Annotated in this window: 18 protein-coding genes; 3 read left to right on the plus strand and 15 right to left on the minus strand. The window is 43.4% G+C overall.

Features of this window, described 5'->3' with window-relative positions:
* The first annotated feature begins 42 nt into the window (after positions 1-42).
* Positions 43-909 carry a glycosyltransferase family 2 protein gene (locus Q8L79_RS02895; RefSeq protein ID WP_305267864.1) on the plus strand — a complete coding sequence of 289 codons (867 nt, stop codon included), beginning with the start codon at positions 43-45 and terminating at the stop codon, positions 907-909.
* Here Q8L79_RS02895 and Q8L79_RS02900 read toward each other — a convergent pair.
* From Q8L79_RS02900 to Q8L79_RS02970, 15 genes are all read right to left on the minus strand, one after another.
* Positions 847-1668 carry an aldolase/citrate lyase family protein gene (locus tag Q8L79_RS02900; protein WP_305267865.1) on the minus strand — a complete coding sequence of 274 codons (822 nt, stop codon included), beginning with the start codon at positions 1666-1668 and terminating at the stop codon, positions 847-849. The genes Q8L79_RS02895 and Q8L79_RS02900 overlap by 63 nt on opposite strands.
* Positions 1669-1883: 215 nt before the next feature.
* Positions 1884-2393: a cupin domain-containing protein gene (locus Q8L79_RS02905; RefSeq protein ID WP_305267866.1), complete on the minus strand. Its 510-nt coding sequence runs from the start codon at positions 2391-2393 to the stop codon at positions 1884-1886.
* A 225-nt stretch (positions 2394-2618) separates the two neighbouring features.
* A complete protein-coding gene (locus Q8L79_RS02910; RefSeq protein ID WP_305267868.1) occupies positions 2619-3545 on the minus strand; it encodes a Gfo/Idh/MocA family protein in 927 nt (308 codons plus the stop codon).
* Positions 3539-4063, minus strand: a complete 525-nt coding sequence (locus Q8L79_RS02915; protein ID WP_305267869.1) for a dTDP-4-dehydrorhamnose 3,5-epimerase family protein — start codon at positions 4061-4063, stop codon at positions 3539-3541. Before Q8L79_RS02915 ends, Q8L79_RS02910 begins: the two co-directional genes overlap by 7 nt.
* A gap of 216 nt (positions 4064-4279) precedes the next feature.
* Positions 4280-4768, minus strand: coding sequence for a transposase (locus tag Q8L79_RS02920; protein WP_305267871.1), 489 nt, complete (start codon positions 4766-4768; stop codon positions 4280-4282).
* Positions 4769-4857: 89 nt separating this feature from the next.
* Complete coding sequence (locus tag Q8L79_RS02925) at positions 4858-6021, minus strand: glycosyltransferase family 2 protein (RefSeq protein ID WP_305267873.1); 1164 nt, start codon at positions 6019-6021, stop codon at positions 4858-4860.
* Positions 6022-6462: 441 nt separating this feature from the next.
* The gene (locus Q8L79_RS02930; RefSeq protein WP_305267874.1) at positions 6463-6762 is read right to left on the minus strand and encodes a hypothetical protein; all 300 of its coding nucleotides are present in this window, start codon (positions 6760-6762) and stop codon (positions 6463-6465) included.
* Between the two features lie 86 nt (positions 6763-6848).
* Positions 6849-7202 carry a periplasmic heavy metal sensor gene (locus tag Q8L79_RS02935; RefSeq protein WP_305267875.1) on the minus strand — a complete coding sequence of 118 codons (354 nt, stop codon included), beginning with the start codon at positions 7200-7202 and terminating at the stop codon, positions 6849-6851.
* Between the two features lie 161 nt (positions 7203-7363).
* Positions 7364-8062, minus strand: a complete 699-nt coding sequence (locus tag Q8L79_RS02940; protein ID WP_305268405.1) for a response regulator — start codon at positions 8060-8062, stop codon at positions 7364-7366.
* Positions 8063-8064: 2 nt separating this feature from the next.
* On the minus strand, positions 8065-9510 hold the full coding sequence (locus Q8L79_RS02945) for an ATP-binding protein (RefSeq protein WP_305267876.1): 1446 nt from the start codon (positions 9508-9510) through the stop codon (positions 8065-8067).
* A 139-nt stretch (positions 9511-9649) separates the two neighbouring features.
* A complete protein-coding gene (locus tag Q8L79_RS02950; protein ID WP_305267878.1) occupies positions 9650-9904 on the minus strand; it encodes a hypothetical protein in 255 nt (84 codons plus the stop codon).
* A 14-nt stretch (positions 9905-9918) separates the two neighbouring features.
* Positions 9919-10371 (minus strand): hypothetical protein, encoded by a 453-nt coding sequence (locus tag Q8L79_RS02955; protein WP_305267879.1) that lies wholly within the window; start codon positions 10369-10371, stop codon positions 9919-9921.
* Positions 10372-10486: 115 nt separating this feature from the next.
* Positions 10487-10780, minus strand: coding sequence for a hypothetical protein (locus tag Q8L79_RS02960; RefSeq protein ID WP_305267881.1), 294 nt, complete (start codon positions 10778-10780; stop codon positions 10487-10489).
* On the minus strand, positions 10774-11553 hold the full coding sequence (locus Q8L79_RS02965) for a hypothetical protein (protein WP_305267884.1): 780 nt from the start codon (positions 11551-11553) through the stop codon (positions 10774-10776). The genes Q8L79_RS02960 and Q8L79_RS02965 overlap by 7 nt, the downstream gene beginning before the upstream one ends.
* A gap of 54 nt (positions 11554-11607) precedes the next feature.
* On the minus strand, positions 11608-11877 hold the full coding sequence (locus Q8L79_RS02970; protein ID WP_305267885.1) for a DUF4258 domain-containing protein: 270 nt from the start codon (positions 11875-11877) through the stop codon (positions 11608-11610).
* Between the two features lie 182 nt (positions 11878-12059).
* On the opposite strand from Q8L79_RS02970, the gene Q8L79_RS02975 reads away from it, so the two are divergent.
* Entirely contained in the window at positions 12060-13346 is a 1287-nt protein-coding gene (locus tag Q8L79_RS02975) for a hypothetical protein (protein WP_305267887.1), read from the plus strand.
* 53 nt (positions 13347-13399) lie between these two features.
* Complete coding sequence (locus tag Q8L79_RS02980; RefSeq protein WP_305267889.1) at positions 13400-13807, plus strand: hypothetical protein; 408 nt, start codon at positions 13400-13402, stop codon at positions 13805-13807.
* Positions 13808-13853: the final 46 nt, after the last annotated feature.

Consider the following 13853-nt stretch of genomic DNA (forward strand, 5'->3'; position numbering starts at 1 on the left):
ATCTAAATAACTATAGTCAGAGATGATAAACGGAAAGCATGGATGAAAATTGACCTTTACACGAGATGTTGGAACGATAGCGAAATGCTGGATTTTTTCTTTCGACACTACGATCCTTTTGTTGATCGTTATGTAATTTACGATGATGAATCAACGGACGATTCGCTTGAAAAGCTAGCCAAAAATCCAAAAGTCGAAGTGCGATCAATGCCGACATACTGCGATATGGACTCGCGTATCCTCTCGAATCATGCAATTCTTGAGGAATGTTGGAAAGAAAGTCGCTTTGTAGCTGATTGGGTAATTGTCACCGATATCGATGAGCATCTGTATCATCCGAATATTAAACATTATCTCAAGGTTTCAAAAAAACAAGGTGTAACAATCATTCCTGCTATGGGATACCAAATGCTTTCCGAGGTGTTCCCTCAACCCAACTCATTACTCTGTAAAATCTTGACAAAGGGCGCTCCTTCTTCCGAGTACAGCAAGCTGAATATATTTGCACCTAATGAACTCGATGCAACCAATTTTAAATTGGGCCGTCACCGTGCACAGCCAACTGGGAATGTAATCGCCCCATATCGGGATGAGTTGCGCCTCCTTCACTATAAGCATATAGGCTTTGAACGGCTTATGCGTCGTCATGAGTTATACCTGACAAGACAAAGAAAAAAGGACTTGGAAAACGGATGGGGTAATCAATATTCATGGAGCGAAGAACAATTTCGGGACGAATGGAAAGAGTTTGAAGCCAACCTAATTGATATTAAAAATTCGGATTTCAAGTTATGGGAAAATAAAGGCGGGGAGCGCTGGTGGGAAGAATGTACGAGAGCCCCCCGATCAAGTCTGTCGAGCCATTTCAGAGGCCATATCCGCAAGTTTTTTTCGAGCCTCTTCTCTTAATTCCGGCGAGGTTTCAGACCATTCTGTAAGTCTTTTTCTTAGAAATAAAACTGATTGTTCAAAATCCCAGTCTGATGGCATGCCATGAAAAAAAGATCGTGATATCCAGGCACCTGTGGCTCCGAGCCGCGGATACTGCGCCAATACCAAATTTGGATCAATTGATAGAGATTGGTCATCTGGACGCGCCACTCCACCAACTGAAAATGCAAGTCCTGCCCGGTTTGCTTCCCAAGCGATTGTGTCAACTATCGATGAAGCCAGCACTTCGAAATGGTTATTTACAGCCAATTCAATGCGAAGATCATTAAGACCAACCATAACTTCCTGCAGCCCAGGAATGGCGAGTATTTCACGAACTCGCACTAAGGCAGAGGCAGTTTCAAGCAAAATAACAAGGTGAGCACGCCCATCAACAAGGCGAACGAATTTTTCAACTTCTTGTGGCGTGCGAAAAAAAGGCAGCATAAGAACGTTAGCCCCGCTATGCAAAACTTCCTCAATTTCAATGGATGTCTTTGCATTAATCGGATTAAGGCGAACAAATAATTTGGCTTTACTAATACATCTACCAATCCTGGCTACATCTTTTATTTGGTGGTTAGAAAATCTTGTGTCATGGCCTTGTTGACGTTCAGTTTTGCCTAAATACTCTAAATCGACTCCTACACGATTAACCCCACAGCGATCTGCAGTAGCAGCCAAAACCGGATCGTTAGTGATCAATGTCAGCTTGAATTTATCGCCAAAACTTGTCATTAAATTTGTAGGTATTAAAGAGCTTATCTAAAAGCTGTTTTTGCAGGTTGTTGCGTTGTAATGTTTAATACTTTACGAGCACAGGACGGATTTTGAATTATTACTCTCAACTGAGTAGAAAATCGCATAGTCGGCAATATATTAGCTTTTGATTTATAAGTATCTCATTGCTTTGAAGTTGTACATTTTTAGGGTGCGATAGCAGTAGAGGTGTATTAAAGAATGTCCGGTATTTCTGATGTTCTACTAGGGAGCCTAAAATTATCAGGAGATTCATAATTATATAGCTCGTTAATCACATTGATATAGCCGGCATATACACCACTCTCGTTACGTAAACCATGCCATACACCAGGAGGAACAACCACAATTATAGGGCGCGTGGCTCCAAAACGAATAATTTCTGACGCTCCTTTTGTAGGAGAATCCGGCCTTCCATCCCACAAAGCCAATTTGATGTTACCGCCGACGCCAACTAGATGATCGGTTTGTTTGGAGTGACAGTGCCAATCTGTAAGCCCATCGGGATTTAACTGTACCCAATTAATTTGGCTAACCTTGATATCAAAATGAAGCCAATCATTGCGGAATAATTCCATCAGGGAACCACTGCGTGTCAAGACATTCCCCAGTTCATAGAAATGGACGCCGCTAATCTTAGGTGGAGCATATCTATGCCCACCGGCTATAACAGATTGCTTATCCTTATTCCCTATCAGAGACATATACCCGGATCCCCTATTGATCGTTATTGTGTAATACTAACGGCTGATTATAATCCAAATGCCGAAATACAGAGTTACAATATAAGAAACCCCAAGGTTTTGGTATCCGGGAAAACTAGACCACCACACACGGACTGCTAGCCAGCGGATGCACAATGATGAAGAGATCGTGCAAGGTATATCTTTGTTTTAATGCCCGAGTGACATTACAAAACTACAACGGCCTCATATTGAATCAGCCACTCTCGCCAGTTTACGGAGTTTTGCAATGGTTTCAACCACCTGCAATCCTTCCAAAGCCGAACTTTTCGGCATAGGCCCCGTACCTTCGACGTATTCGATAAAAGCGGTTATTTCAGCTAGGAGCGGCATGCTGTCGACAAAGGGACGTTGTTCATACATCGGTGGTTCCCGGCGCCGGGAACCCAAGTCTGAACGCAGCACAGAAATATGTTGGTCGTAGGAATCCGCCAACACTGCCACCCCATCCCTGCAACGCAATTCTATTTTCCTTTTATACTGTGGTGAACGTGTACCCACTTCACAATGTAGCCAAGCTGGGCCGGATAGCCAAGCTGATAACCCAAATAGCCCGTCTGCATCCGATTCAGCAATTGCATGGACAGGTTTTGGCAAGAAGCCTAATATTTCTAATGCAATAGTTAAATCATGCGGAAGCAGTATCCACGCAGGATCCACGTCGTCATGTGGGCAACCCCATTGCAATCGTGTCGTTTTGACGCCAAGTACCGGCCCCAACTCGCCACTGCGCACTAGATCGCGTAACGCATGCACACCCGCGTGGTAGCGCCATTTATCCATAACAAACACTTGATCTGCCGCAGTCTCAACTATTTCTTGAGCGGAACCAACATTGTTTGTGAGCGGTTTCTCGCAGTAAATAGGGACGCCACGCGGAACCAAACGTAAAACCACTTCGCCGTGTAGAATAGTGGGAACCGCAACAATATATGCATCCAACTCTGGCAGCTCATCAATTGTCGGAACGATTAAATCAGCGAAGGCGGACTGCGCATTTGCAATGCTTCCAGAGTTTGCTGCAACCACGCCTACCCAGCATCCTAAAACTTTAAGATCCCGAAGAATTAAGCGGCCCCAACGACCACAACCAATCAATCCAACCCTTACCATGGTTTATTCCTTTCGCTGTGGAGTTTTAATAACAATTCTTCCAACGAACACGCTGCGTCGTCGCGCTCTGATAATAACGGTGCAACGGCCTCCTCGGGCCAAGGGATACCCAATGCGGGATCGTCCCAGCGGCATCCAAGCTCATCGTGAACAGGATCCCAATACTCTGAAACTCCATACACAAATGTCGTTGGTTCAGGAAAGTAAAAGCCATGAGCAATACCTTGCGGAATCATCAACATCGACCGATGCCCCTCTGATAGTTCTATCAGCGATCCAACTCTTTTAGCTTTTCCGCGCAGATCAGTCAAGCCGACCTGCATGCGTCCTTTTATCACCACCAAATAATCAACATGCTTCACATGCACATGGACGCCACGCAAAACATGCGCCTCAGATTGAACAAGGTTCCATTGTACAGGTAATGGCATATCCACCCAGTCATGTCGAAAAATTTCAGTAAGAGTACCCCGAGAATCGCTGCATGCAGATAATGCTACATTTTTTATAGACTTCACTTACCCCCCGGTCGTATTTAATAGGCCAGATTATTATGTATTACTGACAAATGTACATTATAAGGTTTAAATTACCCATTCTATTCGATGAGTCTTATGAAACGATGAATCATGTTCGGCTACAACTATCTTGACCGGTTGACCGATATGTTGGACAAGGGTGTATTTCAATTTTATTTGGAGTCCGCTTTTGCCTGAAAAACGTATCACTCAACATCAAAGTTGATTTTGCCGGCATACCCGCAGCATTTGGCGTAGCTGCCCGTTTTTGGTAAGAGCGCTGTGGCGCTTAACCTGCGGGATTTGCATATCGCAAAACAGCAAATCCTTGTCAACGATTTCGAAGGCGACAGGCACATTGATGCCATTGGCGTGATACAGACAATTGAGGATATTGGCGCCTTTGACGGTGCGATTTTGGCAATGGTCGAAATGCCGGGTGATGATCTCGTTTTCATCGGTATAGGTTTTTTCCTCAAGGGTGTCATCGAAGATCAGCACGCCCTCGTCCGCCTCAATAGTGTGGACGGTTGGTTTCACCAACGACCACAAGTCCCGTGATGTGTAATCAGTGCCTGCTAAAAATCGGGTGATTTGATCATGGCTGACCTCATGGTCCGGCAGTTGGGACAAACCGGTCGCGGTGATCCGGGCAAACGAACTCATCAGATAATCGCGGTATAACGCCAACAGAGAATTTTTCATGACAGCTACCTCACATGAATTCAGTCAACAGGCAATATTCCATGCCTTTATCAACTTCAGTGTGTAACATCAGTTACTTAAGAATTCTGCTATCTGCGGTAAATGAAGCGACGAATGGCCCGTAACGGGTATGTAATTCTCCAACTGCGAGAATTTTTCAATGAAACATTGCTTTGAGCTAACGTAGCAAGACATTCATCATACGAATGTACAAGTGCTTCAAGACGTTTACTATGCGAATGCACAAGCACTTCAAGATGTTCGTCATACGAATGTACAAGTGTTTCAAGGCTTTCACTATGCGAATGTACAAGTGCTTCAAGACGTTCACTATGCGAATGCATAAGTACTTCAAGACGTTCATCATACGAATGTGCAAGTGCTTCAAATTGTTCATCATAAGAACCAATTAGCGCTTCAAGACGATTAATCTGATTTCTATCCTCTTGGTTCTGGGGAGTGATGGGTACGGCTGGCGTAAGTTGAGTCTGCCAATCCCCCATCACTGTTTCTACAAGATATTGAGAGAACGTCGGATCCGTTATCTTTTCGAGCCATAAGTCCAGCTCTGCGCAACGGACTTCCAGTGAGATATCAAGTCGCAATGGACTCGGAAAGTGTAGCGTTGTCGGTAGCGGATGGGAGTAAAAGTGGCAGTCAGGCATGTCGATCCACTGCCTCCACATATATAAATCACTCCAAATGCCATCAGGTCGCGGGCGCCAGCCATAGGGTAATCGATGGTAGGCCTGCAGGGTATGTCCAACGCAGGTAGGGCCAAAAATATTCCATTTGTTTCGCGCCATAATTTCACGAGTCGCAGCATCATCGATACGTCCACCCAGACTATGGATAGTTCCATCGGTATGTACACTTGTGTGTAGGGTATGAACGAAATCATTCGATTCAAGCAACTTGACCATCACGTCAAGATGATGCGGTAGCCACAAATCATCATCGCCCAAATAGCAGATAAAGGCACAGTCCAGCTCAGAAATAACGGCAGCCCGATAGGCCTCACCATGACCGGCACCTTTGGGATGAGGGCGAAATTCGATCCTTGAATCCTCGGCACATAGCACGGACATAAGACGATCTGTTTCAACAGGGGCGCCATCGCCAATCACGATCAGCTTAAAATTTTGAAAATGTTGTTGCTGAACGCTCTTGATTGAACGCAGGAGAGTGTGGACATGGTTATAGGTCGGAATGACAACACATACCGTTGGTAACGCATTACTGACCGTATGCATCGTCACAACACTAAGCTCAAATAGATAGCAACCAGGACTGGAGCTAAATTTAATAAAAGAGCACGTTGGTGGGAGCAATATTGAGGTGAACTGAAACTGTAATGATTTGAATTAACCTGCATTTTTATCTCAACGAATTAATAAAGTTCCGGTAGCTGAAAAATGGTTTCTAAATTTGGAAGTGGGTCAAACTTGTAACGTAGCATGAATATCGATGCCAAACTCCAGCTGATTGCTAAGCAAGCCGATGACAGTGTAAAACAGTATTGTGATCGACTATGTAAAATTATTATCACATTGCCGTGCAAGCATTTGTTTTATCGAGTGACGGGTAAAAATGAAACTGAAAAAATGTTGTCGACGCTGTTTTATAGGTTATAGCGTCGATCAACACTTCGATGATGACATAGCTGCCGCTTGGAGGGCCGATAAAAGAAACCGTCAAAAAAGAAACATTCGGCGGGGATTAACAAAAACTCGGGTATGCCGGTGAGGCAACTGATTGACCCGGTAACTGGCCCGGTAACTGGGCTTGTAATAGTACCTGTAGGCGGGTGCCGACACATTGCGGCGGCTGTCGAAACGATGTCCAACCTGAGGTTTACGCAGAGGCGCATGGTGCACACGGTTGATTTGGGCGTTCCGATGCGAAGGCGACCGGTTATCTGCCATGGCGGTTTGTTGGCCGAATAACATCAGCACACCAACAAGGAGCATGACTTTGTGGTTTAGACTGTTCATATTTATCTACCTCAAAAGATTTATCTGGGTGTTTAGCGACTAAGTCCCTCCCTGGACAACAACAGCCGCTTCCAACCAAAGCGGGTTTACTTTTGGCTTTCGTTTTGTTTTTGGTTTTTTCTTTCCTCATGACGTTTTTGCCATTTTTCCTGGTGCTCTTTTTTTATGGCATCCAACTTGGTCATCTGCTCGGCAGTTAACACTTCCTGCATACGCAAACGGCTTTCCTGACGAAGTGCTTCACGTTTTTCCTGCTGTTCTTTGAAGATCACTTCCAATTTACTTTTTTGCTCCGCGTTTAAATCCAGCTGTTTGGCCAGACGTTCCACTTTATCGCCCCTGTGTCCATCGAAATGGCCTCCGTCATGGCCGCCGGGAAATGCGGCTACAGTCAAAGGAAGGGCTAAGGCCAGTGCGATGGTTATGATTTTTTTGTTCATGTTAAGTCTCTCTATTGATTAAGGATCGTCAAACGGCGTTTTTCCGTTTTCGAGATCTACTTTAACCACGAAAAGCGCAAACAATTTGAAGCAATTAAGGAAACAGTGTGCAAATTAACGCTTATCTATTCCTTGCCGTAGGCAGAATGATCGAGCTTCAACTAATCGCTATCCCGTTGCGGATCATAGCGATAACCGGCGCCATAGACCGAATGGATCAGCTCCTGGCCGGGTAACAGTTCGGCCAGTTTTTTTCTCAATTTTTTGATGTGACTGTCGATAGTGCGGTCCGAAACAATGCGCTGATCCTGATATATCTGGTCCATCAATTTAGACCGGGAAAAGATGCGGCCGGGTTGCCGGTATAACACTTGCAGCAGTTGGAATTCCACTGAGGTCAGTTCGATCTCATGCCCTGCGGCCAATACCCGAAAACTGTTGGCATCCAGGGTTAACAAGTGAACAGGATGCTCATCATTATCCGCTTGGGGCTGCAATCGGCGCAGTACCGCCTTGACCCGCGCCACCATTTCGCGGGGACTGTAAGGCTTGCAAATATAATCGTCGGCACCCATTTCCAGACCCAGTAAACGATCGATTTCCTCTATGCGCGCGGTAACCATAATAATCGGCACTTTGCTAAAACTGCGTAGTTCACGGCAAATCGTCAGACCATCGCAACCCGGCAACATCAGATCCAATAATACAAGATCCGGATGCTGCTGTTTGACCCAGGGCACAACCGCATTGCCCTCGCCAAGCGTAGCGGTGGCGAAACCGGCATTTTGCAGATAATCCTCTGCCAGCTTGGCGAGCTTTTGTTCATCTTCGACGATTAAAATAAGGCGGGTATCGTTCATGGTCATGATTGCACCGGTAACTCAATGTGTATGGCGAGTCCACCCAGAGATGAGGCCTGCGCCTTGATAATGCCGTTATGCGCGGCCACTATGTTTCGGCAAATGGCCAGACCGAGCCCTGCACCGCCATGATTTCTGCTGCGCGAATGTTCGACCCGGTAAAACCGGTCGAACAATTTCTCTCTTTCTTCGCCGGATACCCCCGGGGCGCTATCGGCCATATCGATAAACAGGGTATCCGCCTTTTTTGCAACCGTGATTTCCAGACGGCCGCCGCTGTCGGTATAGTTGGCGCTATTTTTCAGCACATTGCGGAACAGTTGCGATAAACGGTCCGGATCGGCATAGAGGCTGACAGTACCCTGTGTCTTATTGATCAATTGAATGCTCAGCTGTTTACTGTCGAATTCAGGCATCAGCGCAGCCAAATCTCCTTTTAAAACGGCCACCGGATCGATAAGCGCTTTTCGGTAAGTCAATGCGCCTTGATCGGACAAGGCCAATTGATAAAGATCCTCCGTTAACCGGTTTAGCCGCATAACATCGCCGAACAAAGAATCGATTGCCGCACGGTTCATTGGACGAATGCCGTCCTGCAATGCTTCCAGCTCGCCGCGCAATACCGACAATGGGGTGCGCAACTCATGGGAAATATCGGCAACCCAACGCCGCCTGGCCTGTTCCGACTGTTCCAGGGCGGCGGCCATTTCATTAAAATCACGCGCCAGCTGTCCGAGTTCGTCACCGGATTCGACTGGCAGGCGGATATCGTAACGGCCGACAGCCAGTGCTTTGGCTGCCGCAGTAATACGCTTGATCGGCCGACCCAGAATATAGGCCAGCAAAAGCGCCAGAACGGCGGAGAGCGTTATCATTAACAGTGCAATCCAGGCGAATTCTTTAGCCTGCCTTTCCATAAACCGGAGTTCGCCGAGTTGATTGTCGGGTTTTCCCGGCAACAGTCCCAGAAAACCGACGACTCGATCCTCATGCCTGATTGCTTGCAGCGTTAATTGCGACAGCGCTTCCGGTTGACCGAAAATAATCGATTTATCAGCGGCCAATAGCATCACCCGCATTTCCAAAGGTTTGAAACGCCGATTGCTAAGGGCTTCGGATTCAATGTCGGGAGGCCATCTGTTCAGCGGTTCGGTCAGCGCTTTTTTCATCCAGGGTGCCGGATGCCGGTGACGACGGTTATCGGATTGCAGCAGCAACTGAATCCATTGTTGCTTGTTCCCGGCCAGAGGTTCCCAACTGCCGGCATCGGCATAATAGTCGGCCAGTCCATCGATCAAGTTTGAGACCCGTTCACGTTGCCGTGTCTCAATAAGTTCATTAAAGCCCCGATCCAAGGACCAGCCCATAAACAAATACATGCCGGCCACAACCAGCAAGGTGGTCAGCAGAAAAGTTAGAAATAATTTGACTCGAATGGATTTGTGCACAGAATTGCTCGTCAGTCGTCTAGGGTATTGTTAGCTCAACGCAGAAAAAATAAATCTTCGTGGTGAAGATTGAATAACTGTTACGCAGTAAAGTTTCATGGTTTTCCAGGTGCTCGAATGGTGCGCTGGAGGGGATGATTTAGTTGTACCCACCGTAAGATTGATGCTCGCGTTTTTCTTCGCGAAGTAGTTCACGTTCTACTTCCAAACGCTCTTTGGCTATGTCATTAGACTCCTTCATAAGCTCTTGTTCTCTGCGTTCACGTATGCTTTCTGCACTGTAATATAGCTGTGGCGCACCGTAACTGTTAGGGTTATATGCAGTGCCGGACTGGTCAGCGGCAATAACGTTTAATGACGTGGCAAACAGTGTTATTGCGATTATTTTTTTCATATCTACACTGTGGTCTATGATTTTGGTATCGTTGACTGAGTCGCAGTTTGAAGCTGTTTTATCATAAGTCTTTTAACAAACTCTTCGGCCGCTTGTCTATGCGCTATGCTAGTAATTTCCGGATCAGTTCCTTGTGATAATTTTCTAATTTCATCAAGAATCCCCTGTTCATTTTTTGTTATTACGCCACCGAATACCTGCTCAACGGCCTTTAGAGTCTCTGGACAGTATTCAAGCATTGACATTCTAAGCATCTGCTTTGGATCAACGTTGAGAATTTTGGCAATATGAGGAATGCTTCTGAGCGGTACTCTTGTTTTGCCAGCCTTAAACATGCTGATAATGTTAGCTCGATCAAAGCTAAGTTCCGCAGCCATGTCTGACTGTTTAATGTTGGACTGATCAATTTTGTCCCTAAGAAATTCATGAAACATTTGTGGTTTTATTTGCTCGTCAGTTGATAGCATAGATACCTTATATTAAAATTTATAATAAAATCAATTTGTTATAACGTAAGTAATGAGTGATTTTAACGTTAAGTTCGTTCTACAGTGCAGAGCTAATTTGTGACGAAAAGCTCATTTATTCGTCGTCATCCTCAAGCCCAAGTCTTCCAGAAAATCCGTAAAATATGGACTTAAAACTAAGAGTAGCAATGTTTCTTACACCCGTAAAAACATCCAAAATAATGTTAAAAAATATATAACAAATCCAGCCGGTTTCTTTTACGAAAGGAATTAAAATTTCTTTAAATACTTCAAGTGGAAGCAAAATAATTCCGGACTGAATGCCTAAAGCAACAGACTTAAAATATCTTTTATTTCTTTTTTCCAAAAGCATCACTTTATCAACCGACACTATTAAAAAATTCAGCATTTATACGCACCTATTTTTATTAAAAGAGCACGTTTACTTTTATCAATTGAATCTGGATTTGTTTTAATTGATAGCTGATCTTTCGGCTTATTTCCTAAAAAATAGGCAATTCTTTCAGCATTAGCACCTGATGGGTGAGGCATACCGCTTAATATTTGGTTCTCATTGATTATTTTTTGTGAAGCGAGCCATTCCAAGGCTTCCGTTACTTTAGGCCCTAAAGGGATAAACAGAGATGTTTTTAGTTTATTGCATATTTCTGTTACAAAAAACTCTTGTATCGATTCTCTTAGCAAAGGCGTTTTAAGCATTGATGGTGAGCCGGAATAATTTCCGCCATCAACAAAAACAGGGTTTTTTAAAATAGATGCCATTTGCACTAAATGTGCATGAGAGGTAAAAAGCAATACAGTACTGGGTATACCCAGTTTTTCGTGAATCCCAACATCATCAAGCATACTAATTAAATTAGTTCTCATGGAGCCGCTAAAGCTGGCAGCCGATTTAACCGCTTTTAAAATATCTTCTGAAGAACCGCCTTTTTCTAAGTCAATTTTTGCAGCATTCAGTGCATTAGCAGCTTGCTGAAGGCCAGGTGTAATGCCAACAAGTACAATTTTTGCGTTTTCATTAACATACTCAAATGGAGCGTAATAAATGCTTATTTTTCCTTCTTTTTTTAGCAAAAGCGAATCAGGTAATGGGGCAGTGGTAGAAAAATGAGGCTCATTTTGAATGAGTGCCCTGTAATTTTCAAATTGATAGTTTGCCATGATGTATTGGTTCTCTTTTGTTAAGTAGTAAGTTTAAAAAAAATCCTGATGATGCTATTTACGTTTAATTGACTCCTCTCGATATCCGGTGGTAATAATCTTGCCGTTATTCCCCCTCACCAGATAAATACTTTTGAGCTTGTCAATTTTATTGCTAATCCCACCGGTATAACTGGCCAACTTTTTAAGGCTGAGCTGATTGAAGTAAATCAACTCTGAGCCATTTTGTGGCTCGATAGCTCCATACTGCTCAAGCCAGTCGATAATCACGGGAGAAATGCCTCTCTGCTCTAGCCTGGTCTGTGCGTGTAGTGTTAAGTTCATGCCCGTGCTCCGTAAGTCAAAAATCAAGATAATAAGGCTATTTTAATTTTTATTTCACAAATATGCAATAAAAATTAAAATAAGAATTTCAGTGAAATTTAATATAAATATTTATATATTATATTTTGACATTTTAGTGTAATTATTTATAATTTGCATGAAATAATTTTTTAAGGAAAACCATGAAAAACTCTTACGTTGACGCTCATTTAAAAAAACTAGAAAGAGAGCTTGCGGAGCGCATACTTCTTTTATGCGCATTTGTGGGTGCCTGTTTTGGCAATGGGAATGGTGGCTTTGGTAATCGCCTTCTTGAGTCGATAGATAATACAGATATTGACATACATTATGATTTTGAACGTATCGATTTATCCAAATATAGCATTGGAAGAAATTTGCTATTTTTTTATGAGTACGCTTACCATGCGCGCTGTACTCAAGGGATTGATTGGGATAGCTGGGCTTCTGACAGTGAAGATGGAGTATTCCAAGAGTTTCTTAATCTGACTGGTACATACGCAATAATGTCAAGCGGTGCTAATATCCCTGAGTGGTGGACTGAAGGTGATGTTTATTCTGGTCTGCGTGACATGATGAATCTATGTCATGCAAGACATAGGTTGGACTTTGAAGAAGCGGTAAGCATTGCCGACATCACTTTATTGACCAATATGAACGAAAAAAGTGTTAGGAATGCGCTACGTGATGAAGGTGAAAATAAACTGCAAAGTTTCAATGGCGAACATATTGAAAGCGCAGAAGCACTACGCTGGATGCGCGGCAGAAAAAGCGGTTTTAGGGAAACGACTTTTATTGCTTTCGACAAAGATGAGCTACCGGAAAATTTACGCTATATAGAAATAGCGCCATTTATAAAAGAGCGATTAGAAAAGTTCTGTGATCATAGTGTTGGTTCATTCCGATATGCAGATGCCGCAGAACGTTTAGGTTATAGCTGTGAGAAAATTTGGTCTATTTTAGATGATATCGATAACCTGCCTATTAAAGATACCCATCGCATTGCCAAGGTCATTAAGGTTGATCCCGTTTGGTTTACCGAACAGGTTTTCACAGCGCTGTTTCCAGAACAAATGGAGCTGATTCTATATAAGAAAGAAATTGAGTATGAAGTGGACACCAACGAACAAGAAAAGCCTTATATCGAAATCAATTTGACCGAGAAGGGCATCAAAAACGGTTATATCGATATTCCTGCAAAATTTTCAGAATTTTTTCCTCCAGATTGCTTTGGTGATCGAGCAACAGGAAACCAAGGTATCCCTATTGAACTGCGATTCGGCAATGAAATTAGAAGTACTGATATGCGTGTTAAAAGTTCGATCACTATTAGCCCTAGAGCACGTTTTGGTGGTTATTTAAATAAAGTCATTAATGCAAAACCTGGCGATACGCTCCGAATTACCAAAGTTGAAGACCGGGTGTTCGAAATAAAACACACCCCCATCTAACTAGATACAATTCATGTTCGTATTCGATAGATCAACTTATAGGAGAGAATAAAATGAGTCAATGGAATCCAGAAGAAGCTATTATGCAATTAGAGAGCTTGGGCTTTAAGCCAACTAACGCTCATACCGAAAAGAGTAAATCTATTGGTTTTAGCGTAGACGATCAGAAGCAAAGACATATTGCTGTTTTCTGTGGAACTAAAAACACGGTTACTTGTTATGTGAATTTCAATTCAATAACGGGTGAAAAATATCCAATCGAAGGTATTGAGGGTATTGAAAAAATGAAATTTTATCCACGAGGCCATAAAGGAGAAAATGGTAATCCTGGAATATCAAGTTCTGTCGCTAGATATAACCCATCTCTTAACCCATCAAATCATGCAGTTATAAGGGTTCATGTTGATAGTAAAAATTCTCTTAATAGATTATTGACTTGGTACGCTGGAAATATACAGTAAGCATTTTTAATGCACTGGAAAAAACAAATAAGCTATTACTTACCGT

The organism is Methylobacter sp., from assembly GCF_030680395.1.
In the GTDB taxonomy this organism is placed as follows: domain Bacteria; phylum Pseudomonadota; class Gammaproteobacteria; order Methylococcales; family Methylomonadaceae; genus Methylobacter_A.

Bases quoted from the DNA above. Each gene is read 5' to 3' on its own strand.
- Q8L79_RS02905 (WP_305267866.1), bottom strand. From the start codon at position 2,393: ATGTCTCTGATAGGGAATAAGGATAAGCAATCTGTTATAGCCGGTGGG.
- Q8L79_RS02980 (WP_305267889.1), top strand. From the start codon at position 13,400: ATGAGTCAATGGAATCCAGAAGAAGCTATTATGCAATTAGAGAGCTTG.
- Q8L79_RS02895 (WP_305267864.1), top strand. From the start codon at position 43: ATGAAAATTGACCTTTACACGAGATGTTGGAACGATAGCGAAATGCTG.
- Q8L79_RS02960 (WP_305267881.1), bottom strand. From the start codon at position 10,780: ATGCTGAATTTTTTAATAGTGTCGGTTGATAAAGTGATGCTTTTGGAA.
- Q8L79_RS02975 (WP_305267887.1), top strand. From the start codon at position 12,060: ATGAAAAACTCTTACGTTGACGCTCATTTAAAAAAACTAGAAAGAGAG.
- Q8L79_RS02970 (WP_305267885.1), bottom strand. From the start codon at position 11,877: ATGAACTTAACACTACACGCACAGACCAGGCTAGAGCAGAGAGGCATT.
- Q8L79_RS02965 (WP_305267884.1), bottom strand. From the start codon at position 11,553: ATGGCAAACTATCAATTTGAAAATTACAGGGCACTCATTCAAAATGAG.
- Q8L79_RS02910 (WP_305267868.1), bottom strand. From the start codon at position 3,545: ATGGTAAGGGTTGGATTGATTGGTTGTGGTCGTTGGGGCCGCTTAATT.
- Q8L79_RS02920 (WP_305267871.1), bottom strand. From the start codon at position 4,768: ATGAAAAATTCTCTGTTGGCGTTATACCGCGATTATCTGATGAGTTCG.
- Q8L79_RS02940 (WP_305268405.1), bottom strand. From the start codon at position 8,062: ATGAACGATACCCGCCTTATTTTAATCGTCGAAGATGAACAAAAGCTC.
- Q8L79_RS02935 (WP_305267875.1), bottom strand. From the start codon at position 7,202: ATGAACAAAAAAATCATAACCATCGCACTGGCCTTAGCCCTTCCTTTG.
- Q8L79_RS02900 (WP_305267865.1), bottom strand. From the start codon at position 1,668: ATGACAAGTTTTGGCGATAAATTCAAGCTGACATTGATCACTAACGAT.
- Q8L79_RS02955 (WP_305267879.1), bottom strand. From the start codon at position 10,371: ATGCTATCAACTGACGAGCAAATAAAACCACAAATGTTTCATGAATTT.
- Q8L79_RS02925 (WP_305267873.1), bottom strand. From the start codon at position 6,021: ATGCATACGGTCAGTAATGCGTTACCAACGGTATGTGTTGTCATTCCG.
- Q8L79_RS02950 (WP_305267878.1), bottom strand. From the start codon at position 9,904: ATGAAAAAAATAATCGCAATAACACTGTTTGCCACGTCATTAAACGTT.
- Q8L79_RS02930 (WP_305267874.1), bottom strand. From the start codon at position 6,762: ATGAACAGTCTAAACCACAAAGTCATGCTCCTTGTTGGTGTGCTGATG.